This window comes from Sulfitobacter faviae, assembly GCF_029870955.1.
GTDB lineage: Bacteria > Pseudomonadota > Alphaproteobacteria > Rhodobacterales > Rhodobacteraceae > Sulfitobacter > Sulfitobacter faviae.
The window spans coordinates 3162825-3185484 of record NZ_PGFQ01000001.1 but is presented as its reverse complement, the minus strand read 5'-3'; the positions used below and the strand labels follow the sequence as shown (position 1 = coordinate 3185484).

Genomic DNA, 22660 nt, shown 5'->3' with positions numbered 1-22660 from the left:
TTAAGAGGGGCATGTGATGGCTGAGCTGAAGAATATTGAAGTGCGCGGCGCGCGCGAGCACAATTTGAAGAACATCGACGTGGATATTCCACGGGACCAACTGGTTGTAATCACCGGGCTTTCTGGTTCCGGTAAGTCGAGCCTTGCCTTCGACACGATCTATGCCGAAGGGCAGCGGCGCTATGTGGAATCGCTCTCGGCCTATGCGCGGCAGTTCCTTGATATGATGCAAAAGCCGGATGTGGATCACATTTCCGGCCTCAGCCCCGCCATCTCGATCGAGCAAAAAACCACGTCGAAGAACCCGAGGTCGACCGTCGGCACGGTGACCGAGATCTACGATTACCTGCGTCTGCTTTTCGCCCGCGTCGGCACGCCCTATAGCCCCGCCACCGGCAAGCCTATCGAGGCCCAGCAGGTGCAGGATATGGTCGACCGGATCATGACGATGGAAGAGGGCACGCGGGCCTATCTGCTGGCCCCCATCATCCGCGACCGGAAAGGCGAATACCGCAAGGAATTCATTGAGTTGCGCAAGCAGGGCTTCCAGCGGGTCAAGGTGAATGGCGACTTCTACGATCTTGATGAGCCGCCCACCTTGGATAAGAAATTCCGCCATGACATCGACGTCGTCGTCGACCGGATCGTGGTGCGTGAAGGTTTGGAAACGCGGCTTGCGGACTCGCTCCGCACAGCGCTCGACCTTGCCGATGGGATCGCCGTTTTGGAGACGGCCCCCAGTGAAGGCGAACCGGAACGCCATACGTTCTCTGAGAAATTTGCCTGTCCCGTCAGTGGCTTCACCATTCCAGAGATCGAGCCTCGGCTGTTCTCTTTCAACGCGCCCTTTGGGGCATGCCCGTCTTGCGACGGCCTTGGGGTTGAGCTTTTCTTCGACGAACGTTTGGTGGTGCCAGATCAAAACCTAAAGATCTATGATGGGGCGTTGGCACCATGGCGTAAGGGGAAGTCTCCGTACTTTAAGCAGACCATCGAAGCCATTGCGAAACATTATAATTTTGATCAGAAGACACGTTGGAAAGACCTGCCTGAAAAGGTTCAGAACGTCTTCCTCCACGGCTCCGGCAAAGAAGAGATCATCTTCCGTTATGACGAAGGCGGCCGCGTCTATGAGGTGAAGCGGGTGTTCGAAGGTGTCATCCCCAACATGCAGCGGCGCTACCGCGAAACCGATAGTAATTGGGTGCGCGAGGAGTTCGAACGCTATCAGAATAACCGCCCCTGCGGCACCTGCGGCGGCTATCGCCTGCGGCCCGAAGCGCTGGCGGTGCGGATTGGCCCGCGCGACGGCGGTGAAGATGAATTGCTGCATATCGGCAAAGTGGTCGAGATGTCGATCCGCGAGGCTTTCGACTGGTGCAAGACGGTACCAGACCATTTGACCGATCAGAAGAACGAGATTGCCCGGGCCATTTTGAAGGAAATCCGGGAGCGTCTCGGATTTCTAAATAACGTTGGTCTTGAGTACCTTACGATGTCACGTTCAAGCGGTACTTTAAGTGGTGGTGAGAGCCAGCGCATTCGTTTGGCGAGCCAGATCGGCTCGGGGCTGACGGGCGTTCTCTACGTTCTTGATGAGCCATCGATTGGTCTGCACCAGCGTGACAATGACCGTCTCCTCGATACACTGAAGAACCTGCGCGATCAGGGGAATACCGTGATCGTGGTGGAGCACGATGAGGAAGCCATCCGCGAGGCGGATTACGTCTTTGACATCGGGCCGGGGCTGGGGTCCACGGCGGGCAGGTTATCAGCCATGGAACGCCGCAAGAGGTTGCAGCCGATCCGAATTCTGTGACGGGTCAATACCTTACCGGCGTTCGCGAGATCTCTGTCCCGGCGAAGCGGCGCAAGGGGAATAAGAAGAAGTTGCAGGTGGTAAAGGCCACTGGCAACAACTTGCAGAATGTGACGGTGGACTTTCCGCTGGGGAAATTTGTCTGCGTGACGGGCGTGTCGGGGGGCGGCAAATCAACCCTGACGATTGAGACCTTGTTCAAGACCGCTTCGATGAATCTGAACGGTGCGCGACAGACACCTGCACCGTGTCAGACGATCAAAGGGTTGGAGCATCTCGATAAGGTCATCGACATTGACCAACGCCCGATTGGGCGGACTCCGCGTTCTAATCCAGCGACTTACACCGGGGCCTTCACCCCAATCCGCGACTGGTTTGCCGGTCTGCCGGAGGCCAAGGAGCGCGGCTACAAGCCCGGGCGCTTCTCCTTCAACGTGAAGGGGGGCGTTGTGAAGCCTGTCAGGGCGACGGGGTCATCAAGATCGAGATGCACTTCCTGCCGGATGTCTATGTGGAATGTGAGACCTGTAAGGGCGCGCGCTATAACCGCGAGACGCTGGAGGTGAAGTTTAAGGGCAAGAGCATCGCCGATGTTCTTGATATGACTGTAGAAGATGCGCAGAGCTTCTTTGCCGCAGTGCCGTCGATCCGTGAGAAGATGGATGCGCTGATGCGGGTTGGACTTGGGTATATCAAGGTCGGTCAGCAGGCGACGACCCTTTCCGGCGGCGAGGCGCAGCGGGTGAAGCTTAGCAAGGAACTGAGCAAGCGTTCCACGGGTCGCACGCTCTATATTCTCGATGAGCCGACCACCGGTTTGCATTTTGAAGATGTGCGTAAGCTCTTGGAAGTGCTTCATGAATTGGTGGATCAGGGCAACTCCGTTGTGGTGATCGAGCATAATCTCGACGTGGTGAAAACCGCGGATCATATCATTGATATTGGCCCCGAGGGGGGGACGGCGGGGGTCGGGTCGTGGCCACGGGCACGCCGGAGAAGGTCGCCGAAGTGGCTGAGAGCTACACGGGCAAATACCTGAAGCCGATGCTGCATAAACAAACGAAAGTGGCGGCGGAATAACCGCCGCCACCCACTCCCTTCGCCAGCGCTGTGTTTTAGAGCACGGCGCGGGCGATGCGGATCAACTGCAAGGTTTCATAGGCGCTGTCTTTCAGCGCGATGACCTGACCGTTCAAAACCGCGTAGTTATAGCCGTCTTGTGGTGCCTCCAAGCCGTAGAGGTTAATCAGATCGGCCTGAGTAAGCGCTGCGGTCGGTGCGACGTTGATACCCGATCCGATGGTCGGCACCCGGGCCAGTTCGTTAATGCGCAGCAGAGCGGTGTGATCTTCGTTGCTGAGCAGCACAGGCTGGCCGTCGATCAAGGCGTAGCGATGCCCGTCGGGGGCAGCGTCTAGGTTGTAGAGTTGCGCGATTTGATCCGACCGCAACAAAAGCAATTCGCGTTCCGTAAGGGGGTCGGCCTCCAGATAGGGTTCGCGGCGCTCTTCCAACAGCGCATCGAGTTCATCATCGGAATAGCTTGCCCATTGTTCATAGGACACGCCTTGTTTTGCCAAGCCCGGCGGGACACAGGGCGGGTCTTTCTTGGCCAGTCCGGGCGGGCAATTGCGATAGGTGATCAACTCCTCCTCGGGAAGCGCGGCGGCATTCAGGTCAGGCGCGGCCAATGCCAAGGCTGCGGCGCCGAGGATGACGGCCATGTCGCGCCCCTCGGGGGCGGGGGTGTTCAGAAGACGGGTGACGGTGGTCTCGCGATCTTGGGTAAATCGGGTCACGCGCTGATCAAACTCGGCACGGTCAACGCCCTTCGGCAGTCCGACCTTATCGCCCTTGATCTTGACCTTGTCGCCATTGAGCTTGATCTCGACCTTGTCGTCCTTCTTGTTTTTCTTGGCCTTTTTCTCTTTGTGCTTTTCAGCCGTCTTGTCGCGCTTGTCTTTCTTTTTCTCCGCCTTCTTTTCGTGCTTTTCCTTCTTCTTTGCCTTTTTGTCTTTCTTGTCCTTGCCCTTATCGTCTTTGGCGAGCCAAAGCGTCCCAGGGCCATTGGTGTCGACAGCGGTGGCAGACAGGGCGGGGGTAAAGCCGGTTCCGGCGGCGGCCAGCGGGCCCGCCGCGCAGGCGATCGTCAGGATCGTGGTGATGAGCAGGCGTCGCATCAGGTGATCTCCATAGATAGTGTCATTCTGAAGCCAACGCCTGCCCGGATCAGGTCGTTCCCGAGAAGAATGCGATCAGCTTAACCTTGCCAACCGCGCTGTTCGAAACGAGGTAGCATGGCAGAGAAATCTTTGCCCTTGCCGCCTTCCTCTTCGACGAAGCGGGTGTAGAGCTCTTTCGCCAGCGCGCCCATGGGCGTGTCGGCGTTGGCCATTTCAGCAGCTTGTTGCGACAGGCCGAGGTCTTTCAGCATCAGCTCCGCCGCGAAGCCCGGTTTGTAGTCATTGTCGGCAGGCGACTGCGGACCGACGCCGGGGCAGGGCAGTAGGCGTTCATTGACCATGAATAGCCGGAGGACGTGCTAACCACGTCGAACATCCGCTCCCGATCTAGGCCCAGCTTGTCGGCGAGTGCGAAGGCTTCGCAGGTGGCGATCATCGTGGCGCCGAGGATCATGTTGTTGCAGATCTTCGCGGCTTGGCCCGCGCCCGCGTCGCCGCAGTGCACGGCCTTCTGACCCATGATGTCGAAAAGCGGCTTGGCTTTCTCAAAGGCCGCCTCGGCACCGCCTGCCATGAAGGTCAGCGTGCCGCCCTGCGCGCCGCCGATGCCGCCCGAGACGGGGGCGTCGACGAAGAGCAGCCCGGCTTTCTGCGCCGCCTCTGCCGCGAAACGCGCGCTTTCAACGTCCACGGTGGAGCAGTCGATCAGCAGCGCGCCGGGGGCCATATGGGCGACCGCCTCCTCGGCGACTTGGCGCAGGATCGCGCCATTGGGCAGCATGGTGATGACGACATCGGCCTCGGCGACCGCTTCGGCGATGGTCTTGGCTTCGGCGACCCCTTCGGCGGTGGTGCCAGCCACGTCATTGCCGCGCACCGTATGGCCCGCGGCAGCGAGGTTGGCCGCCATCGGGCCGCCCATATTGCCCAGACCGATGAAACCGATTGTGAGTTTGCTCATGAATTTTCCTCCAACTTCAATTCGTTGTCGCCCAAGGGGGCGAGCATGGCTTCGACATCGGCCTGCGGTACGTCCCAATCGGCATGTTGCCAGTTGGGGCTGCGATCCTTGTCGATGATCGCGGCGCGCACGCCTTCGATGAAGTCGCCTTTTTCCAGTGACCGCGTGGTAAAGCGGTATTCCTGTTGCAGCGCCGGGACCATGCCGATGCCCGGGCCGCGCAGACGGCGGAGCATTTCCAGCGTGCAGGCCATCGACAGGGGGAGTTGCGGCGCAGGGTCTTCAACGTCTCGGCGGCGAAGGCGCTTTCCGATATGGAAAACGTGGCTTCGATCTTTGCTAAACTCTCCGGGGCGAAGAGGTGGTCTACCTCATCCTGAACCTCGGCCAGTTTGGACGGGGGCGGGGTGGTCGCCGCGCGGTCGAGGATGAAGGGATCGCCGTTTTCTTCCAATTGCGCGATCAGCGCGGGCCATTGGTCTTCGGGGATGAAGTAGTCGGCAAAGCCCGCGTGCAGCACATCAGCCGGACCCATGCGTGCGCCGGTGAGGCCGAGGTATTCGCCCATTCGCCCCGGCGCTTGCGCCAGCAGCAGCGTGCCGCCCACGTCTGGTACCAGACCGATGCCGCATTCCGGCATGGCGATCTTGCTGCTCTCGCCCACGACGCGGTGCGAGCCGTGGCAACCGATTCCGACGCCGCCGCCCATCGTGAAACCCTGCATGAAGGAGATCACCGGCTTGGGGTAGCTATGTAGCTTGTTGTTAAGCCGGTATTCATCGGCCCAGAACTGCCGGGCGAAGTCGAAGTCGCCGTCCTTGCCGGTCTGGTAGAGCTGCGCGACGTCGCCGCCGGCGCAGAAGGCTTTTTCGCCCTCGGCGTCCAGCACCACTACGGCAACCTCGGGGTCGTCGCGCCAGTCGTCGATTGCCTTCTCGATGGCGATACACATGTCGTAGCTCAGCGCGTTCAGCGCTTTGGGCCGGGTCAGGGTGATGCGGCCCGCGCGACCCGTTTTTCGGACGTCGATGTCACTCATGGGTGGCCTCAGCGGTTCTTGAGCATGTCGCGGGCGACGATCACGCGCATGATCTCATTGGTGCCTTCGAGGATCTGGTGCACCCGCAGGTCGCGGACCAGCTTCTCGATCCCGTAGTCGGCGAGGTAGCCGTAGCCGCCGTGAAGTTGCAGACATTGGTCGACGACCTTGCTGCCGGTCTCGGTCACGAATTTCTTGGCCATGGCGCAGAACTTGGTGGCGTCCGGCGCACCGGTGTCGAGCTTCCACGCCGCTTGGCGCAGGAAGGTGCGCGCGGCCTGCAACTCGATCTCCATGTCGGCGAGGCGGAATTGCAGCCCCTGGAACTGGTCGATGGTCTGGCCGAAGGCCTTGCGATCGCCCATGTAGTCTAGCGTCTTGTTCAGCGCGGTTTGCGCCGCGCCAAGCGAGCAGGCGGAGATGTTGAGACGCCCACCGTCGAGCCCGGCCATGGCGTATTTGAAGCCCTTGCCCTCTTCGCCGACGAGGTTCTCGGCCCCGATCTTGCAATCGTCGAACTGCACCAGCGCGGTCGGCTGGCTGCGCCAACCCATTTTGTCCTCGAGCCCGCCGAAGCTGAGGCCCGGGGTGCCATCCTCGACATAGACGGTGGAGACGCCGCGCGCGCCCTCGTCGGAGGTGCGCACCATGGTGACATAGGCGTCCGAATAGCCGCCGCCCGAGATGAAGGCCTTGGTGCCGTTCAGGGTGTAGCCCTCGTTGCTGCGCTCGCAGCGGGTTTTCAGCGCCGCCGCGTCGGAGCCAGAGCCGGGTTCGGTCAGGCAGTAGCTCAGCACCGTCTCCATGGTCAGCACCTTGGGCATGACGCGCTCTTTCATCTCGTCACTGGCGAAAGTGTCGAGCATCTTGGCGCACATGTTGTGGATCGAAAGAAAAGCCGCGACCGAGGGGCAGGCCATCGACAGCGCCTCGAAGACCAGCGTGGCGTCGAGGCGCGTGAGACCCGCGCCGCCGGTTTCCTCGGAGACGTAGAGCCCGCCGAAGCCCAGCTCGCCGATCTGCGGCCACAGCTCCTTGGGGATGGTGCCGTCCTTTTCCCACTGCTGGGCATGGGGGGCGATATTGTCCTGCCCGAAGGCATGCGCCATGTCGAAAATGGCGGTCTGTTCCTCGTTCAATGCGAAATCCATCGCGGCTCCTCCCTGAAGTCATGTGTCCTTGGAACTGAACACTTGTTTAATTCTATCAGCCGAAAGGAGCGGCAACAAGCGTCACAGATCGGCGTGGTATTCCTCTATCAATTGGCGCACGACCGCTTCGCCGCCTTTGCCCTCGGGCGCTTCGGCCCAGACTTTGCGCTGCCGGTCGGCGGAGGTGCCTTGTTTGACGACATCGCGCAGGGCGCAGACCTCATCCAAACAGCCAAGCGCCTCAGCGTCTTCGGCGATCAGGCCAATGATCTCTTCAAACAGTTGGTCAAAGGGTTTGAGCGTCGGCCCGCCAAAGTCGATCAGCGTCTCGTTCACCCCGTAGCGCTGCGCGCGCCAGCGGTTTTCTTCGATCAGGAAACGGTCATACTCGCGCCAGCGCAGATTGCTGTCGCGCAGGCGCAGCAGGAAGCGCGCGATGGATTGGGTCAGACCCGCCAGCCCAAGCGCATGCGACAGGCGCGGTTGCACATCGCAAATGCGGCTTTCCAGCGTGGGGTAATGGGTCGAGGGGCGCAGGTCCCACCAGATTTTAGACTGATCAGGGATGATGTCGAGGTCGATCAGCGCCTGCGTGCTGCGCTCATATTCCCCCAGCTATGAAGCAGCGGTGGCAGGCCGGTGCGCGGCATGCTCTCCATCACCGCAAGGCGGTAGGAGGCTAGGCCGGTATCGGCGCCCTGCCAATATGGGGAGGAGGCCGAGAGCGCGAGCAGATGGGGCAGGAAATAGGAGAATTGCGGCATCAGGTCGACCCGCAGGTCGTCGCCGTCGATGCCGACATGCACATGCATGCCGCAACTCAGCATCCGGCGGGCGATGTTTTCCAACTCGCTCTCGATCTTGGCGTAGCGTTCCTTGTGGGTGATCTCTTGGTTCTTCCAATCCGAGAAGGGATGGCAGGACACGGCGATGGGGGCGAGGTTGTGTTTGGCGGCATGTTTGGCGATGGTGCTGCGCAGGTGGCGCAGATCGTCGCGGGCCTCGGCCACAGTGCCACAGGGTTTGCTGCCAATCTCGATCTGGCAGAGCAGCATTTCGGGGCTGACCTGATCGCCAAGGTCTTTTCGGCAATCCTCCATCAGCCCTTCTGGCGTGTCGGCCAGCGCCAGTGAATCCTTGTCGACCAGAAGATACTCTTCTTCGATACCGATGGTGAATTCTTTTTGCATGGCGCTGGCCTCGTTCATTGGGGCCGACCGCCGCTGGGGCAGCCGGCGTGATGGATCACTCCATCACGGGGATGGAGAACTCGCCACCCTCCTTGATGCCGCTCGGCCAACGGGCCGTGACGGTTTTGGTGCGGGTGTAGAACTTGAACGCATCGGGGCCGTGCTGGTTCAGATCGCCGAAGACGGATTTCTTCCAGCCGCCGAAGGTGTGATAGGCCAGCGGCACCGGGATCGGCACGTTCACGCCGACCATGCCGATGTTGATGCGGTTGGCGAAGTCACGCGCCGCGTCACCGTCACGTGTGAAGATCGCCGTGCCGTTGCCGTATTCGTGGTCCATCGCAAGGCCAAGCGCCTCTTCATAGTCCTTGGCGCGGACGCAGGTCAGCACGGGGCCGAAGATTTCCTGCTGGTAGATGTCCATGTCCTTGGTCGCGCGGTCAAACAGGTGCGGGCCGACGAAGTAACCGTTCTCGTAGCCCTGCAGTTTGAAGTCGCGCCCATCGACGACCAGCTCCGCGCCCTGATCGATGCCGGTCTGGACCAGACGCTCGATGTTGGCCTTGGCGGCGGCGGTGACCACGGGGCCGTAGTCCACGTCATTGCCCGCGGTGTAGGGGCCAACTTTCAGCTTTTCGATGCGCGGCACCAGCTTCTCGATCAGGCGGTCGGCGGTTTCCTCGCCCACCGGCACGGCGACGGAGATTGCCATGCAGCGTTCGCCAGCTGCACCGTAGCCTGCACCCACCAGCGCGTCGGCGGCCTGGTCGAGGTCGGCGTCGGGCATGATGATCATGTGGTTCTTGGCACCGCCGAAGCACTGCACGCGTTTGCCGTTGGCGCAGCCGGTGGCATAGATGTACTCGGCGATCGGGGTGGAGCCGACGAAGCCGATGGACTGGATCACGTCGTGGTGCAGGATCGCGTCGACCGCTTCCTTGTCGCCGTTGACGACCTGAATGATGCCCTTGGGCAGACCGGCTTCTTCCAGAAGTTCGGCCAGCATCAGCGGGACGGAGGGGTCACGCTCCGAAGGCTTGAGGATAAAGGCATTGCCGCAGGCGATGGCGGGCGCGAACATCCACATCGGGATCATGGCCGGGAAGTTGAAGGGCGTGATGCCCGCGGTGACACCCAAGGGCTGGCGCATGGAGTACATGTCGATGCCGGGGCCCGCGCTGTCGGTGAAATCACCCTTCAGCAGTTCCGGCGCACCGATGCAGTATTCCACCACTTCGAGGCCACGCTGCACGTCGCCGGCGGCGTCGGGCAGGGTCTTGCCGTGCTCGCGGCTCAGCGCCTCGGCCAGCTTGTCCATGTCGCGGTTCAGCAGGGCCACGAATTTCATCAGCACGCGGGCGCGACGCTGCGGGTTGGTGGCGGCCCATTTCGGCTGCGCGGCTTGAGCGTACTCCACGGCCTTGTTCAACTCGTCGCCATTGGCGAGCGGCACCTTGGCCTGCACCTCGCCGGTGGCGGGGTTCATCACATCGGCAAAGCGCCCGGAGGTGCCCTTGACGTGTTCGCCGTTCAGGTAATGCGTCATCTCTTGCATGATCGGTCTCCTCTATGGTTGGCGGCACGATAGCCTTGCAAAAAGAACCGGAACAGAGGAAGGATGACAAAACCGTCTTGCATTTTTGCAAAGCGTAGGAGGGCAGGTAAATGGATCAGAATTGGGACGACCTGCGGCTGTTTCTGGCCGTCGCACGAGAGGAAAGCCTGTCTGGCGCGGGCAAGCTGCTGCGGCTCGATCCCGCAACGCTGGGCCGCCGCATGGCGCGGTTGGAAAAGGCGCTGCAGACCGTCCTCTTCGTGAAATCGCCACAGGGCTATATGCTGACCGAGGCGGGGCGAGACCTGATGCAGCGGGCAGAGCGGGCTGAACAGGCGATGCGCGCGGCCACCGCCGGGGTGCAGGTGCAAAGCGATCAGCTTTCGGGGCAGATCCGTGTCGGCGCGCCCGATGGGGCGGCGAACTATCTGTTGCCTCAGGTCTGTGCGGCGATTGCCGCGAAGAACCCCGATCTGGACGTGCAGATCATCGCATTGCCGCGCGTATTCAACCTATCCCGGCGCGAGGCGGATATGGCCATCGGGGTGAGCGCCCCCACGGCGGGGCGGCTGGTGGTGCAGAAAGTGACGGACTACCACCTCCATCTCGCCGCCGCCGAAAGCTACTTGGCACAGCATCCTGAGGTGACCGCCGTGGGCGATCTGCAAGGGCACCGGATGGTCGGCTATATCCCCGATATGATCTTTGACCGTGAGTTGGATTACCTTGCGGACCTTGGCATCAGCCGGGTGGCGCTGGCGTCGAATTCCGTCTCGGTACAGGTGCGGATGATCCAGCAGGGCGGGGGGATCGGGGTCGCGCATGACTTCTCGCTCGCCGCGACGCAGGGGGTGCGGCGCATCCTCACCGATGCTGTCAGCCTCAAACGCGCCTTCTATCTGATCCGCCACGCCGATGACCGCCGCAATGCCCGGTTGGCGGCTTTTGCCGAGGCGCTGGCCACCGGGCTGCGGGCCGAGACCGCGCGGCTGGAGGCGCTGGCCTCGGGCAGGGCTGCGCCAAAAGCTTGACAGAAAAGGATTTCGCGGTGACGCTGGAGGTGACTTTGCCCTGTACCCAAGGAGGCGCCAGATGCTCGTATCGCAGATTCTCAAGACCAAGCCCGATGACAAGGTGGTGACGGCCAAACCCGGATTGGCGATCTCCGAGGCGGCGGCGATGCTGGCCGAGAAACGGATCGGGACGCTGGTGATCTCGGCGGATGGCAAGACGCCGGATGGGATCCTGTCCGAGCGGGACATCGTGCGCGAGCTGGGCCGCGCGGGCGCGGGCTGTCTGGAGCAGGCGGCCGAAACCCTCATGACCCGGAAATTGGTAACCTGTAGCCGCGACGACCGGTCCGATGCGGTGCTGCAAAAGATGACCGATGGTCGCTTCCGCCATATGCCGGTGCTTGAGGACGGCGAATTGGTGGGGCTGATCTCCCTCGGCGATGTGGTCAAAGCACAATTGCAAGAGCTGTCGATGGAGAAACAGGCCCTTGAAGGCATGATCATGGGCCACTGAAGCGGCCTTTGAACTGTGGTCCCCGCCGACTGACGGCGGGGCAATGCTACCGCTAACCGACTTGCGCTTGGGGCGGTGAAATGATTGGCTGTGCCGCAACGCAGCAGATACGCAGGAAAATTACATGCGCATAGCCCTTTACCCCGGTACGTTCGACCCGATCACGCTGGGGCATATCGACATCATCCGCCGCGCGGCCCGTATGGTCGACCGGTTGGTGATCGGCGTGGCCATCAACCGCGACAAGGGGCCGTTGTTCACCCTCGAAGAACGGGTCGCCTTGATCGAAGCGGAATGCGCGCAATTGGCCGAAGAGACCGGGGTCGAGATCGTGGTGCATCCTTTCGAAAACCTGCTGATCGACTGTGCCCGCGACGTGGGCGCCCAGACCATCGTGCGCGGCCTGCGCGCCGTGTCCGATTTCGAATATGAGTTCCAGATGGTTGGCATGAACCGGCAGTTGGACGATTCCATCGAGACGGTCTTCTTGATGGCCGAGGCCACTCATCAGGCGATTGCCAGCAAATTGGTGAAAGAGATCGCGCGGTTGGATGGGGATGTCAGTAAGTTCGTGACGCCGGCGGTGAATAAGGTGCTGATTGAGCGGTTTTCGCAGAGGTAGCGTTTGAAGTGGTGAGTGGGTCGCGTGAGGCGCGGTTCTGCGAGGTATTTTTAAAAGGATGAAGGGGGAGGGGCGTGGTGCTTGATTGGTGGCCGCGTCTTTTTGGTTCTGCGGGGGGAGGTTACCGCCAGAAGGCCATCCATTCGATCAGCGCGAAGAGTTTCTTGCCGAGATAGATCATATGGTCGGCCCCATAGACATAGAGGTCGACCGCCATCGCCCCGGCAATGACGAGGGCCAGCACGATGGCGATTGGATTGGTCATGGTGTGGCTCCGGCCGGGGAATGGCCTGATATTACAGGCACATCCCCGCCGTGCAAGCCTCAGCCCAGTTTGCCCATGGCGACGGCGACGTCGGCCATGCGCACCGAGAAGGCCCATTCGTTGTCGTACCAGCCCAGCACGCGCACCGTGCGGCCTGCCACGACGATGGTCTGGTCGGGGGCGAAGATGCAGCTTTCCTCGGTGTGGTTGAAGTCGATGCTGACCTTCTGCTCGGGGTCGTAGGCCAGTACGCGTTTCATCGGGCCATCGGCGGCAGCGCGGGCGGCGGCGTTGATTTCCTCGACCGTCACGTCGCGGCTGGCCTGGAAGGTCAGGTCAACGGCGGAGACATTGGGGGTGGGCACGCGCATTGCTGTGCCGTCGAGTTTGCCTTTCAATGCGGGCAGCACCTCGCCCAGGGCCTTGGCAGCGCCGGTGGAGGTGGGGATCAGTGCCATGGCGGCGGCGCGGGCGCGGTAGAGGTCGTTGTGGCGGCGGTCGAGCGTCGGCTGGTCGCCGGTGTAGCTGTGGATCGTGGTCATCAGGCCGCTTTCGATGCCCACGGCCTCATGCATCACTTTGGCCAGCGGCGCGAGGCAGTTGGTGGTGCAGGACCCGTTGGAGATCATCCGGTCGGAGACCTGAAGCTGGTCGTCGTTGACGCCGTAGACGATGGTCTTGTCGACGTTCTTGCCCGGCGCCGAGAGCAGCACGCGTTTGGCGCCGTTCTCGAGGTGTACGTTTGCTTTGTTGCCGTCGTTGAATTTGCCGGTGCATTCCAGCACCACGTCGCAGCCGGACCAGTCAAGCTCTTCGAGGTTGTAGGTCGACATCATCTCGATGTCGTTTTGGCCGAGGTTCATGTAGCCGTCGTCGATCTGCACCTCGCCCGGGAAACGGCCATGGACGGAATCGTATTTGATGAGATGCGCCGCGGTGCTGAGCGGGCCGGTGGCATTGACCTTGATCACTTCGATATCATCGCGTCCCGAGGCCGCGATATGGCTGAGCGTGCAGCGGCCGATGCGGCCAAATCCGTTGATGCCAACTTTGATGGTCATGGTGCATTCCTTGTCTCGGGCCGCGCAGGTGGGGGGCCGTATGTCGGGGTCGCGGGTTCTATATCCGGCAGGGGCGGTCAGGGGAAAGGGGCAAAACCAAATGATTTCCATATGTTAGCGTTAAACTTACATGTTAGCGGTAAAGGTCGCAGTGGCTTCGGACTTGCCAGATGGGCTGCACATGCTACTTCGGATGCAGCACGCAAAAAGGGGCATGGAATGAGCGGTTTACTGGCACTTGTGGATGACGTGGCGGCGATCGCCAAGGTTGCAGCGGCGAGCGTGGATGACGTGATCGGGCAGGCGGCCAAGGCGGGCTCCAAGGCCGCGGGCGCGGTGATCGACGATGCCGCCGTGACGCCGAAATATCTGCATGGGTTCAAGGCCGAACGTGAATTGCCGGTGATCTGGCGGATCACCAAGGGGTCGTTGCGCAACAAGCTCGTGTATTTGCTGCCCGTGGGTCTGCTTTTGGCGAATTTCGCGCCATGGGCGATCCCGCCGCTTTTGATGCTGGGCGGGGCTTACCTGTGTTTCGAGGGGGCCGAGAAGGTCGCCCATGCGCTCGGTTGGGGGCATGGACATGAGGATTATCCCGATAAGGAGAAGGTGGTCGAAGATCCTGCGCAGCTGGAAGAGAAGAAGGCCGCGGGCGCGATCAAGACTGACTTTATCCTGTCGGCGGAGATCATGACCATTGCCCTTTCTGCGATCCCGGAGAGCAACTTTTGGATGGAGGCGGCGACGCTTGCGGCGGTGGCAATCATGATTACCGTGGCGGTCTATGGCTCTGTCGCCTTGATTGTCAAAATGGACGATGTGGGCTTGGTGATGGCGAACAAGGGCCGTTTTGGCCTGACGCGGAGCATTGGCCGGGCGCTGGTGCGCGGGATGCCGGGGTTTTTGAAGCTGCTCACCATCGTTGGCACGGCGGCCATGCTTTGGGTCGGTGGGTCGATTATCATTCACGGGTTGGAGCAGATGGGCTTTGCCGCGCCCTATAAATGGATCCACGACATCGCCGCGACCGTTGGCCATGCGGTTCCGGCCCAGTTCGAAGGGGCGGTCGAATGGATCACCACGGCGGGGATCGACGGGCTCTTCGGTTTGGCGCTTGGTCTGGTGCTGATCCCGATCGGGGAGAAGATCGTGACGCCGATCTGGCGCAAGGTGTTTCATAAGGCAGCCGTTTAAGAGCGACCTTATCTCGCAAATGAAAAAGGGGGCGACGGATGAACCGTCGCCCCCTTTTTGTATTGTATGACCCGCAGATCAGAGCAGCGCTTTGGCCTTCTCTGCCACGTTCTCTGCGGTGAAGCCGAAGCGCTCAAAGAGTTCTTCCGCCGGGGCGGAGGCGCCGAAACGGTCCATGCCGACGAAATCGGCTTTGCCGTATTTGCCACGTTCGCCAAAGAGCCACTGGTCCCAGCCCTGACGTGCGCCAGCCTCAATCCCGACGCGCACGGCGCCACCGGGCAGCACGCGCTTGCGGTAGGCTTCGTCCTGCGCGGCGAAGAGTTCCATGCAAGGCATGGACACGACGCGGGTGCCGATGCCTTCGGCTTGGAGCAGCTCGCGCGCGGCCAGTGCGACATGCACCTCAGAGCCGGTGGCAATCAGGATCACCTGACGTTTGCCCTCGGCATCGGCCAACACATAGGCGCCTTTTTCGGTGAGGTTGTTGTTTTTGTGCTCCAGACGCACGGTGGGCAGGCCCTGACGGGTCAGCGACAGAACCGATGGCGTGGTTTTCGCGGTGAAGGCGATTTCCCAAGCCTCTGCCGTTTCCACCGCGTCGGCGGGGCGGAAGACATAAGTGTTGGGCGTGGCGCGGCTGATCGCCAAATGCTCGATCGGCTGGTGGGTCGGGCCATCTTCGCCAAGGCCGATGCTGTCATGGGTCATGACGAAGGCCGTGGGGATTTGCATCAAGGCCGCCAGACGCATCGCGGGGCGCGCGTAGTCGGTGAAGCACATGAAGGTGCCGCCATAGGGGCGCAGGCCGCCGTGCAGCGCCATGCCGTTCATCGCCGCTGCCATGCCGTGTTCGCGAATGCCCCAGTAGACATAGCGCCCGCCACGGTTGTCGACGTCGAAGATGCCAAGATCGCTGGTCTTGGTGTTGTTCGAACCGGTCAGGTCCGCCGAGCCGCCAACGGTTTCCGGCAGGATCGGGTTCAGCACTTCGAGGGCTTTCTCGCTTGCCGCGCGGGTTGCCATCTTGGGCGCGCCTTCGGTGATCTGCTTTTTGAAGGCCTTGACCGTCGCGCTCATCTTTTTTGGCGCGTCGAGGGCGAGCGCACGGTTGAAGGTCTCGCGCTTGGCGCGGGGCAGTTTGTCGAAACGCTCTTCCCAGTCGCGGCGGGCGTCGGCGCCGCGTTTGCCGATCTCTTCCCAAGCGGATTTCACGTCAGCGGGCACTTCGAAGGGGCCGGTGGTCCAGCCATAGGCGGCTTTGGCTTCGGCCATCTGGTCGGCGTCGGTCAGCGCGCCGTGGCCTTTCGACGTGTCCTGTGCTGCGTGGCCGAGCGCGATATGCGTCTTACAGGCAATCATTGAGGGCAGGTCAGTAGATTTCGCTTCGGTCAGGGCGGCGTCGATCTCATCGGGGTTGTGGCCGTCGATCTCAATCACATGCCAGCCTGCGGCCTTGAAGCGGGTGACCTGATCGGTGCTGTCCGACAGGGTGACGGGGCCGTCGATGGTGATGTTGTTGTTGTCCCACATCACGATGAGCTTGCTCAGCTTGTGGCGGCCCGCCAGCGTGATTGCCTCTTGGCTGACGCCTTCCATCAGGCAGCCGTCGCCAGCGATGACATAGGTGTAATGGTCCACGACCTTTGCGCCGTATTGCGCGCGCAGCATCTCTTCGGCCATGGCGAAACCGACGGAGTTGGCGATGCCTTGGCCCAGCGGGCCGGTGGTGGTCTCAATCGCATCGGCGAGGAAGTTCTCCGGGTGGCCCGCGGTGCGCGCGCCCATTTGGCGGAAATTCTTTAACTCTTCGATGGGGAATTGCTCATAGCCCGTCAGGTGCAGCAGCGAATAAAGCAGCATGGAGCCGTGGCCTGCCGACAGGATGAAGCGGTCGCGGTCGGGCCAAAGCGGGTTGGACGCGTCGAATTTCAGGTGTTTCTCAAAGAGGACGGTGGCCACATCGGCCATGCCCATCGGCATGCCGGAGTGGCCGGAATTGGCGGCGGCCACGGCATCGAGGGTCAGCGCGCGAATGGCGGTGGCCTTGGACCAGTGGTCGGGGTTTGCGCTTGCGAGGGCTGTCAGATCCACGGGGGCTTCCTTTGGGGCTGTGGCAGATTGGGCTCGTGCATACCAGCGATGGGGCAAAGTTCAAGCACAACTGGGTGCGCGGGCGGGTCCGGGGCGGCCCATAGCGGGGGCGAGAGTGAACTTGGCGGCTCAAGTCGCTGAAACGAAAGGGGGGCGCAATTTGAGCGCGCTTTGGCTAGGATTGCGAAAACCGGCTGATACGGGCGATTCGCGCGCGTGACATTGGGCGGGGCGCGCGCTATCTGCGGGACGGGCCGCCGTAACAGGGCGCAGCCCGGGGCACGGCAGGCGAAAACGCCGCCGAGAGAGCAGGACGAGTGAGGAGAATTCATGCGGATGAGTGAACTTGAAGACTATCAGCGCCGCATCACGGCCGCGATGGACCAGATGGCCAAGGGGGTGGACCGGCTGAGCGCCGCGCCCGCAGAGCCGGATGAGGATATCGTGCAGGCCTTGGAAGAGGAGCGGCAAGCCAACGCTCAGCTAACCGACCGGGTCAAGACGCTGAAGGAAAGCCATCAGGGCGAGTTGGACGACCTGCGCGCGCAGATGGACTTCAACAACGACCGGGTGACCCAGCTTGATATGGACGTGCAGCGTCTGCGTCAGGCGAATGAGCAGCTGTCGGCGGCCTGTGAGCAATTGCGGCTGGCCAATGCCGAGGGGCTGGCCGATCCCAAGCTGATCGACACCGCCGTGATTGCAGAGTTGGAGAGCCTGCGCGCCACCCGCGCGATCGAGATGGCCGAGATCGACGCGGTATTGACCGCGCTGGCCCCCTTGGTCGAAGAGGGCGAGCTGGAAGTTGAAGCTGCGGATGAAACGGGGGCAGAGGCCAAAGCCGAAGCGCCCGCGCCCGAAAGCGCTGCGCAAGACGACAGCGCCGAAGAAGAACCCAAGTCAGGAGGGGCCGACTGATGCCCGAGGTACGGATCACCATTGGCGGCCGCCATTTCGAAGTCGCCTGTCAGGAAGGTGAAGAAAGCTATCTGCAAGCCGCCGCGAAGATGCTGGACGACGAAGCCCGCGTGCTGAGCGATCAAGTGGGCCGCATGCCCGAGGCGCGGATGCTGTTGATGGCGGGCCTGCTTTTGGCCGACAAGACTGCCAGCGTTGAAGATCGCATCGCAGAGCTGCGCGCGGAACTGGCCGAACGTGAGGCCGAACTCACCAGCCTGCGCAACGTCAAGGTCGAGCCTGAGCGGATCGAAGTGCCGGTGGTGCCGCAGGGGGTGAAAGACACCCTTGCCGAAATCGCCGCCCGGGCCGAGGCGCTGGCCGCCGAGATCGAGGAGAAGGCGGGCAAATGAGCCGGGTCCTCAGGGCAGCCCTTTGCGCGCTGCTCTGGGCCGCGCCTGCGGGCGCCGAAACCTCCGCCGTTACTTACATTTGTGAGCGCGGCGTTTCGGTGCCGGTGGTCTATGTGCCCGATGCCGATCCGGGCGTGGCAGTGCTCTATGTCGAGGGGCGGTTGATCCAGTTGCGCCGCCTGCCGTCCGCCTCGGGCACGCGCTATGGCTGGCCCTCGGACGGCGCGGGCTATGAGTGGTGGGAGCATCAGGGCCGTGCTTCGCTGGCTTGGCGAGCAACGACCGATGGCGAAGTGACCCCGATCTACACTGACTGTTTGCCGCAAGATTGAAGGGGCGGGATTGCGGCGCGGGCTGCAATATGCTCTGGGGGCGCGAAACGCGCCCTACGGCGCGACCCTCCATGACGCAAAATCAGGACGCCCTCAGATGACCACCAAACCCCGCATCATCATCTCAAGTGACCACGCCGACATCGCCCTGCGCCAAGACATCGCGCGCCATGTGGCCGAACGCGGGTTCACTGTCGAAGACATCGGTCCCGCGACGGCGGAAAGCACCGATTACCCCAAACATGGTGAGGCCGCCGCACGGCGCATCGCGGTGGGGGAGTTCGATCTGGGCATTCTGATTTGCGGCACGGGGCAGGGCATCATGATGGCCGCCAACAAAGTCAAGGGCATCCGCTGCGGCGTGTGCAGCGATACCTTTTCGGCCAAGATGATCCGGGCACATAATGACGCGAATATGCTGTCGATGGGCGCGCGGGTGATCGGCGGCGGTCTCGCGCTTGAGATCGTGGATGCCTTTCTCGATACCGAATTCGAAGGCGGGCGGCATGGCCGCCGTGTCGATATGATCTCGGCCATCGAAGACTGAGGCACCGCCGGAAGCGCAGCTTGCGCGTAGCGCACAAAAAACACCCCGGAGGGCCAAGCCGCTCCGGGGTGTTTTCGTTTAAACTGTCACCGCTTCAGCCGTTGGCTTCGCGGATCTTGTCGGCGGCGTCCTTGTCGAAGGCGACGCCGTTCTCGTCGAACAGTGTGTCCAATTCGCCCGACAGCGTCATCTCGGTGATGATGTCGCAGCCGCCGACGAATTCGCCTTTGACGTAGAGCTGCGGGATGGTCGGCCAGTCGGAGAAATCCTTGATCCCCTGACGCAGGTTCTCATCCGCCAGCACGTTCACGTCGCTGTAGTTCACGCCCATGTAGTTCAGCACCCCGGCCACGCGGCTGGAGAAGCCGCACTGCGGCATTTCCTTGGTGCCCTTCATAAACAGAACCACGTCATTCTCGGTGATCTGTTCCTTGATCTGGCTTGCGGCATCGCTCATGTCATTCGTCCTTCGTATCTGGTTTTTTGAACGCAGCGTGATAGCGCCGCGCATAGGTTTCGTTGTCGGCCCAGGGTTTGACCTCGACCTCGGCCCCGCCGAGGAAAAAGCCGCCCCGTTTCTTGGTCCAATTCGTATGCCCGCGCTCTAGGCTTTCGTTGCGCCGTGCGGTGCGGGCCACGGCATCCAAATCCAGCGCCTCCATCCCCAGCGGCACCTTGCCGGTCTCAGGCCGGGGCGGCTGGCGCTGCGACAGCGGCACATGCTGCCCGCGCCGGGCGCGGTGCTGGGCATAGGCGGTGGCGGCGATCCCGCCCACGAGAGCCACAGCGACCCAGCCCCACATGGTTAGTCCGGGGTCCGGGTGGTCAGCGCCAGCGCGTGCAATTCGCCGTTTGACCCGTCCATCTTGCCCTTGAGGGCCGCATAGACGGCGCGCTGCTGTTGGACCCGGTTCATGCCGCGAAAGCTTTCGTCCACGACCATGGCCGCCATATGCACGCCATCATTGCCTTCGACGGTGATCTTGGCATCCGGAAAGGACGCGCGGATCAGGTCTTCGATTTCGCTGGCTTGCATGGGCATGGGGTGGCTCCGGCTGTTGTGAGTGCTTGGGCTAGATGTAGTGCCGCAGGCCACGGCGTGCAAGGCGAAGCCGAAGGCCGGATCGGCCATTGACCTTTGCCCCTATTGCGACACACTTTGCGCCCTCACGTTGAAAGGACAACCGATGGACCGGATCCCGAACAAGCGCTCGACTGGGCCGAAGCCGGAGAGCCTGTGGCCCTTGCCACGGTGGTGGAAACATGGGGCTCCGCCCCCGGCGCGCTGGCGCGCAGCTGGTCGTGGCGGGGGATGGGACGATGATGGGGTCCGTCTCGGGCGGTTGCGTCGAAGGGGCGGTGGTGGTTGAGGCTTTGGAGGCGTTGGAGGATGGCCGCACGCGGCTGTTGGAATATGGCGTCAGCGATGGTGATGCCTTTGCCGTAGGGCTGGCCTGCGGCGGCACGATCAAGGTGCTGGTAGAGCCGGTGGGGCCGGAGGCGCTCAGCCTTGAGATGCTGCGGGAACTGGTGGCAAGGCGCGCGGCCCGTAAGCCGGTGGCCTATGAGGTGGCGTTGGACGGCAGCGACCGTCGGCTGACAGGGGCGGGGCATGAGGACCGCTTTCGCCGCGACCGCTCAGGCGTCGAGGATGACACGGGGCGGTTCATTGCCATCCACAATCCGCCGCTGCGGCTGGTGATCGTGGGTGCCGTGCATATCGCGCAGCATCTGGTGCGCATGGCGACAGAGACGGGGTTCGATCCGATCGTCGTCGACCCGCGGGAGGCTTTCGGCTCACCCGCCCGTTTCCCCGATTGCCAAGTGGTGAACGATTGGCCCGACGCCGCCCTGCGCGAGATCGGGGTTGATGCGCGTACCGCCGTGGTTTTGCTGACCCATGACCCGAAACTCGACGATCCGGCGCTGCATGTGGCGCTCGGGTCCGAGGCTTTCTATATCGGCGCGCTCGGCTCGACCCGGACGCAGGCCAGCAGGCTTGACCGGCTGGCGGAAGCAGGTATGGCGGCAGAGCAAGCGGCGCGTATCCACGGGCCGGTCGGCCTCGATATCGGCGCGGCCAGCCCGGCTGAGATCGCCGTGTCGATTCTTGCCCAGATGATCCAAAGCCTGCGCCGCCCATGAGGTTTGGCCCGGTTCCTCTAAGCGCGGCTTTGGGCGCGACGCTGGCCCATTCCGTCGCCGTTGAGCAGGGGCGGCTGCGCAAGGGCCGCGTGCTGACCCAAGAGGATATCGCAGCACTGAAAGGCGCAGGCATCGAAGAGGTGATCGTCGCCCGGCTCGACCCCGGTGATATTGACGAGAACGCAGGCGCCGCGCGATTGGCCGAAAGCCTCTGCGGTGCAGGGCTGCGGATGTCAAAACCCTTCACCGGGCGGGTGAACCTGCTGGCCGATGGGCCGGGGGTGGTGGTGATGGACCGCGCGGCGCTTGAGGCGGTCAATGCGGTGGACCCGATGATCACGCTGGCCACCGTGCCACCCTATCAGCAGATGGGCGAGAGCGGCATGGTGGCGACGATCAAGATCATCTCCTACGCCCTGGCTGAAAGCACAGTCGAGGCCGCCTGCGCGGCGGCGGGAGAGGGCGCCTTGCGCCTCGCGCCGCCTGTGCTGCGCGATGCCACGCTGATCATTACTGATGTGCCCGGCGGCGCCGGTGACAAGGGCCGCGCCGCGGTGGAGGGGCGGCTGACGGCGCTTAATGTGACCCTTTGCGATGTTGTAACCGTTCCCCATCGCAGCGCCCCGCTGGCCGAGGCGATTGCCGCGGCAGAGACCGATCTGGTCCTGATCCTCACCGCCTCCGCCACGTCGGACATCAATGACGTGGCCCCCTCCGCCCTGCGCGCGGCGGGGGCGAGGTGACGCGCTTTGGCATGCCGGTCGATCCGGGCAATCTGCTTTTTCTCGGCCAACTTGGCACCCGCGCCGTGATCGGCCTGCCGGGCTGTGCCCGTTCGCCCGCGCTCAACGGAGCCGATTGGGTGCTGTCGCGGCTGGTCTGCGGCATTCCCGTCACCAGCGCGGATATCGCGGCGATGGGGTGGGCGGCTTGCTGAAAGAGATCCCCACGCGCCCGCAGCCGCGCAACCCCGGCAAAAGCGCGGGCAACGGCTGAGGCAAAACCTTAGGAAAATATATGTTCTCAACTAGGGCTTGTCGTGCTTAACTGATCGCAACAAGCGTCAGACTGGGAGGAAGAACATGACACAGGTCAAGATGACCGTGAACGGCAAACCCGCGTCGGGAGAGGTCGAAGGCCGCACGCTGCTGGTGCATTTCCTGCGCGATGATCTGGAATTGACGGGCACCCATGTGGGCTGCGACACCAGCCAATGCGGCGCCTGCGTGGTCCATGTGAACGGCAATGCGGTCAAAGCCTGCACCATGTTCGCGGTCGAGGCCGATGGCGCCGAGGTCGAGACCATAGAAGGGCAGGCGGCGCCCGATGGTACGCTCAGCACCATCCAACAGGCGTTTCAGGATCACCACGGGTTGCAATGCGGCTTTTGCACACCGGGCATGGTGATGTCGGCGGCGGCGCTGCTCAAGGAAAACCCGAAACCTTCGGAGGCCGAGGTGCGCCATTACCTTGACGGCAACATCTGCCGCTGCACCGGCTACCACAATATCGTCAAAGCGATCATGGCGGCCAGCGGCCAAGAGGTCAGCGCGCTGGCGGCAGAGTAACGTTGGAAGCAGTGTCGCGCCGGGCAGGCCGGTGATGGCGGAGGGAGGACCGCCAGAGCCGGGCGCCGCGTGACGGATCAGGTGCATCCGCACCGCC

The 22660-nt window shown here is 62.5% G+C and carries 21 protein-coding genes and 5 pseudogenes; 14 read left to right on the top strand and 12 right to left on the bottom strand.

The window, feature by feature from the left end:
* Positions 1-16 precede the first annotated feature (16 nt).
* Both uvrA and CUR85_RS16420 read left to right on the top strand, forming a co-directional pair.
* Positions 17-1819: an excinuclease ABC subunit UvrA gene (gene uvrA / locus CUR85_RS16425; RefSeq protein WP_280322833.1), complete on the top strand. Its 1803-nt coding sequence runs from the start codon at positions 17-19 to the stop codon at positions 1817-1819.
* 487 nt (positions 1820-2306) lie between these two features.
* The gene (locus CUR85_RS16420) at positions 2307-2858 is read left to right on the top strand and encodes an ATP-binding cassette domain-containing protein (RefSeq protein WP_280322832.1); all 552 of its coding nucleotides are present in this window, start codon (positions 2307-2309) and stop codon (positions 2856-2858) included.
* Between the two features lie 76 nt (positions 2859-2934).
* On the opposite strand, the gene CUR85_RS16415 is transcribed toward CUR85_RS16420, so the two are convergent.
* From CUR85_RS16415 to CUR85_RS16390, 6 genes and pseudogenes are all read right to left on the bottom strand, one after another.
* On the bottom strand, positions 2935-3999 hold the full coding sequence (locus tag CUR85_RS16415) for a hypothetical protein (protein WP_067265424.1): 1065 nt from the start codon (positions 3997-3999) through the stop codon (positions 2935-2937).
* Positions 4000-4079: 80 nt separating this feature from the next.
* Positions 4080-4963: pseudogene (mmsB, locus tag CUR85_RS16410) on the bottom strand (3-hydroxyisobutyrate dehydrogenase).
* Positions 4960-6002: pseudogene (locus CUR85_RS16405) on the bottom strand (enoyl-CoA hydratase/isomerase family protein). Before CUR85_RS16405 ends, mmsB begins: the two co-directional pseudogenes overlap by 4 nt.
* Positions 6003-6010: 8 nt before the next feature.
* Positions 6011-7153: an acyl-CoA dehydrogenase family protein gene (locus tag CUR85_RS16400; protein ID WP_067265439.1), complete on the bottom strand. Its 1143-nt coding sequence runs from the start codon at positions 7151-7153 to the stop codon at positions 6011-6013.
* 81 nt (positions 7154-7234) lie between these two features.
* Positions 7235-8343 (bottom strand): annotated as a pseudogene (locus CUR85_RS16395) (carboxylate-amine ligase).
* A gap of 55 nt (positions 8344-8398) precedes the next feature.
* On the bottom strand, positions 8399-9898 hold the full coding sequence (locus tag CUR85_RS16390) for a CoA-acylating methylmalonate-semialdehyde dehydrogenase (RefSeq protein ID WP_067265442.1): 1500 nt from the start codon (positions 9896-9898) through the stop codon (positions 8399-8401).
* A 110-nt stretch (positions 9899-10008) separates the two neighbouring features.
* Here CUR85_RS16390 and CUR85_RS16385 point away from each other — a divergent pair, with 110 nt between their 5' ends.
* The 3 genes from CUR85_RS16385 to coaD all read left to right on the top strand — a co-directional run bounded on the left by CUR85_RS16385 (position 10009) and on the right by coaD (position 12047).
* Positions 10009-10929, top strand: a complete 921-nt coding sequence (locus CUR85_RS16385; protein WP_067265445.1) for a LysR family transcriptional regulator — start codon at positions 10009-10011, stop codon at positions 10927-10929.
* A gap of 61 nt (positions 10930-10990) precedes the next feature.
* Complete coding sequence (locus CUR85_RS16380; RefSeq protein ID WP_067265447.1) at positions 10991-11425, top strand: CBS domain-containing protein; 435 nt, start codon at positions 10991-10993, stop codon at positions 11423-11425.
* 124 nt (positions 11426-11549) lie between these two features.
* Positions 11550-12047: a pantetheine-phosphate adenylyltransferase gene (gene coaD / locus CUR85_RS16375; protein ID WP_067265450.1), complete on the top strand. Its 498-nt coding sequence runs from the start codon at positions 11550-11552 to the stop codon at positions 12045-12047.
* 121 nt (positions 12048-12168) lie between these two features.
* On the opposite strand, the gene CUR85_RS16370 is transcribed toward coaD, so the two are convergent.
* Positions 12169-12312: a hypothetical protein gene (locus CUR85_RS16370; RefSeq protein ID WP_169306043.1), complete on the bottom strand. Its 144-nt coding sequence runs from the start codon at positions 12310-12312 to the stop codon at positions 12169-12171.
* Positions 12313-12371: 59 nt separating this feature from the next.
* A complete protein-coding gene (gene gap, locus CUR85_RS16365) occupies positions 12372-13373 on the bottom strand; it encodes a type I glyceraldehyde-3-phosphate dehydrogenase (protein ID WP_067265452.1) in 1002 nt (333 codons plus the stop codon).
* Between the two features lie 219 nt (positions 13374-13592).
* Between gap and CUR85_RS16360 the strand changes: the two genes are divergently transcribed.
* Positions 13593-14567: a DUF808 domain-containing protein gene (locus CUR85_RS16360; RefSeq protein WP_067265454.1), complete on the top strand. Its 975-nt coding sequence runs from the start codon at positions 13593-13595 to the stop codon at positions 14565-14567.
* Positions 14568-14645: 78 nt separating this feature from the next.
* Here the strand turns inward: CUR85_RS16360 and tkt are convergent, their stop codons facing one another.
* Positions 14646-16661, bottom strand: coding sequence for a transketolase (gene tkt / locus CUR85_RS16355; RefSeq protein ID WP_067265456.1), 2016 nt, complete (start codon positions 16659-16661; stop codon positions 14646-14648).
* Between the two features lie 336 nt (positions 16662-16997).
* Here tkt and CUR85_RS16350 point away from each other — a divergent pair, with 336 nt between their 5' ends.
* The 4 genes from CUR85_RS16350 to rpiB all read left to right on the top strand — a co-directional run bounded on the left by CUR85_RS16350 (position 16998) and on the right by rpiB (position 18850).
* Positions 16998-17579, top strand: a complete 582-nt coding sequence (locus tag CUR85_RS16350; protein ID WP_156505810.1) for a hypothetical protein — start codon at positions 16998-17000, stop codon at positions 17577-17579.
* Entirely contained in the window at positions 17579-17971 is a 393-nt protein-coding gene (locus tag CUR85_RS16345) for a cell division protein ZapA (RefSeq protein WP_067268217.1), read from the top strand. The genes CUR85_RS16350 and CUR85_RS16345 overlap by 1 nt, the downstream gene beginning before the upstream one ends.
* On the top strand, positions 17968-18303 hold the full coding sequence (locus CUR85_RS16340; RefSeq protein ID WP_082852169.1) for an MliC family protein: 336 nt from the start codon (positions 17968-17970) through the stop codon (positions 18301-18303). The genes CUR85_RS16345 and CUR85_RS16340 overlap by 4 nt, the downstream gene beginning before the upstream one ends.
* A gap of 97 nt (positions 18304-18400) precedes the next feature.
* The gene (gene rpiB, locus CUR85_RS16335) at positions 18401-18850 is read left to right on the top strand and encodes a ribose 5-phosphate isomerase B (protein WP_067268219.1); all 450 of its coding nucleotides are present in this window, start codon (positions 18401-18403) and stop codon (positions 18848-18850) included.
* Between the two features lie 94 nt (positions 18851-18944).
* Here rpiB and grxD read toward each other — a convergent pair whose 3' ends face one another.
* From grxD to CUR85_RS16320, 3 genes are read right to left on the bottom strand one after another with little or no spacing between them, the layout of a single operon-like run.
* A complete protein-coding gene (grxD, locus tag CUR85_RS16330) occupies positions 18945-19307 on the bottom strand; it encodes a Grx4 family monothiol glutaredoxin (protein WP_067268220.1) in 363 nt (120 codons plus the stop codon).
* Position 19308: 1 nt separating this feature from the next.
* Positions 19309-19653, bottom strand: coding sequence for a hypothetical protein (locus CUR85_RS16325; protein WP_082852170.1), 345 nt, complete (start codon positions 19651-19653; stop codon positions 19309-19311).
* Between the two features lie 2 nt (positions 19654-19655).
* A complete protein-coding gene (locus CUR85_RS16320; protein ID WP_067268222.1) occupies positions 19656-19892 on the bottom strand; it encodes a BolA family protein in 237 nt (78 codons plus the stop codon).
* A 195-nt stretch (positions 19893-20087) separates the two neighbouring features.
* Between CUR85_RS16320 and CUR85_RS20595 the strand changes: the two are divergent.
* The 4 genes and pseudogenes from CUR85_RS20595 to CUR85_RS16305 all read left to right on the top strand — a co-directional run.
* A pseudogene (locus CUR85_RS20595) lies at positions 20088-20209 on the top strand (XdhC family protein); the annotation flags it as partial.
* Between the two features lie 156 nt (positions 20210-20365).
* Positions 20366-20995, top strand: coding sequence for an XdhC family protein (locus CUR85_RS20590; protein ID WP_425520161.1), 630 nt, complete (start codon positions 20366-20368; stop codon positions 20993-20995).
* Positions 20992-21991, top strand: a pseudogene (locus tag CUR85_RS16310) (molybdopterin-binding protein). The gene CUR85_RS20590 and the pseudogene CUR85_RS16310 overlap by 4 nt, the downstream one beginning before the upstream one ends.
* Before the next feature lie 86 nt (positions 21992-22077).
* Positions 22078-22563, top strand: a complete 486-nt coding sequence (locus CUR85_RS16305; protein WP_067268228.1) for a (2Fe-2S)-binding protein — start codon at positions 22078-22080, stop codon at positions 22561-22563.
* Positions 22564-22660: the final 97 nt, after the last annotated feature.

Bases quoted from the DNA above. Each gene is read 5' to 3' on its own strand.
- uvrA (WP_280322833.1), top strand. From the start codon at position 17: ATGGCTGAGCTGAAGAATATTGAAGTGCGCGGCGCGCGCGAGCACAAT.
- CUR85_RS16420 (WP_280322832.1), top strand. From the start codon at position 2,307: ATGCACTTCCTGCCGGATGTCTATGTGGAATGTGAGACCTGTAAGGGC.
- CUR85_RS16415 (WP_067265424.1), bottom strand. From the start codon at position 3,999: ATGCGACGCCTGCTCATCACCACGATCCTGACGATCGCCTGCGCGGCG.
- CUR85_RS16400 (WP_067265439.1), bottom strand. From the start codon at position 7,153: ATGGATTTCGCATTGAACGAGGAACAGACCGCCATTTTCGACATGGCG.
- CUR85_RS16390 (WP_067265442.1), bottom strand. From the start codon at position 9,898: ATGCAAGAGATGACGCATTACCTGAACGGCGAACACGTCAAGGGCACC.
- CUR85_RS16385 (WP_067265445.1), top strand. From the start codon at position 10,009: ATGGATCAGAATTGGGACGACCTGCGGCTGTTTCTGGCCGTCGCACGA.
- CUR85_RS16380 (WP_067265447.1), top strand. From the start codon at position 10,991: ATGCTCGTATCGCAGATTCTCAAGACCAAGCCCGATGACAAGGTGGTG.
- coaD (WP_067265450.1), top strand. From the start codon at position 11,550: ATGCGCATAGCCCTTTACCCCGGTACGTTCGACCCGATCACGCTGGGG.
- CUR85_RS16370 (WP_169306043.1), bottom strand. From the start codon at position 12,312: ATGACCAATCCAATCGCCATCGTGCTGGCCCTCGTCATTGCCGGGGCG.
- gap (WP_067265452.1), bottom strand. From the start codon at position 13,373: ATGACCATCAAAGTTGGCATCAACGGATTTGGCCGCATCGGCCGCTGC.
- CUR85_RS16360 (WP_067265454.1), top strand. From the start codon at position 13,593: ATGAGCGGTTTACTGGCACTTGTGGATGACGTGGCGGCGATCGCCAAG.
- CUR85_RS16350 (WP_156505810.1), top strand. From the start codon at position 16,998: ATGAGTGAACTTGAAGACTATCAGCGCCGCATCACGGCCGCGATGGAC.
- CUR85_RS16345 (WP_067268217.1), top strand. From the start codon at position 17,579: ATGCCCGAGGTACGGATCACCATTGGCGGCCGCCATTTCGAAGTCGCC.
- CUR85_RS16340 (WP_082852169.1), top strand. From the start codon at position 17,968: ATGAGCCGGGTCCTCAGGGCAGCCCTTTGCGCGCTGCTCTGGGCCGCG.
- rpiB (WP_067268219.1), top strand. From the start codon at position 18,401: ATGACCACCAAACCCCGCATCATCATCTCAAGTGACCACGCCGACATC.
- grxD (WP_067268220.1), bottom strand. From the start codon at position 19,307: ATGAGCGATGCCGCAAGCCAGATCAAGGAACAGATCACCGAGAATGAC.
- CUR85_RS16325 (WP_082852170.1), bottom strand. From the start codon at position 19,653: ATGTGGGGCTGGGTCGCTGTGGCTCTCGTGGGCGGGATCGCCGCCACC.
- CUR85_RS16320 (WP_067268222.1), bottom strand. From the start codon at position 19,892: ATGCCCATGCAAGCCAGCGAAATCGAAGACCTGATCCGCGCGTCCTTT.
- CUR85_RS20590 (WP_425520161.1), top strand. From the start codon at position 20,366: ATGCTGCGGGAACTGGTGGCAAGGCGCGCGGCCCGTAAGCCGGTGGCC.
- CUR85_RS16305 (WP_067268228.1), top strand. From the start codon at position 22,078: ATGACACAGGTCAAGATGACCGTGAACGGCAAACCCGCGTCGGGAGAG.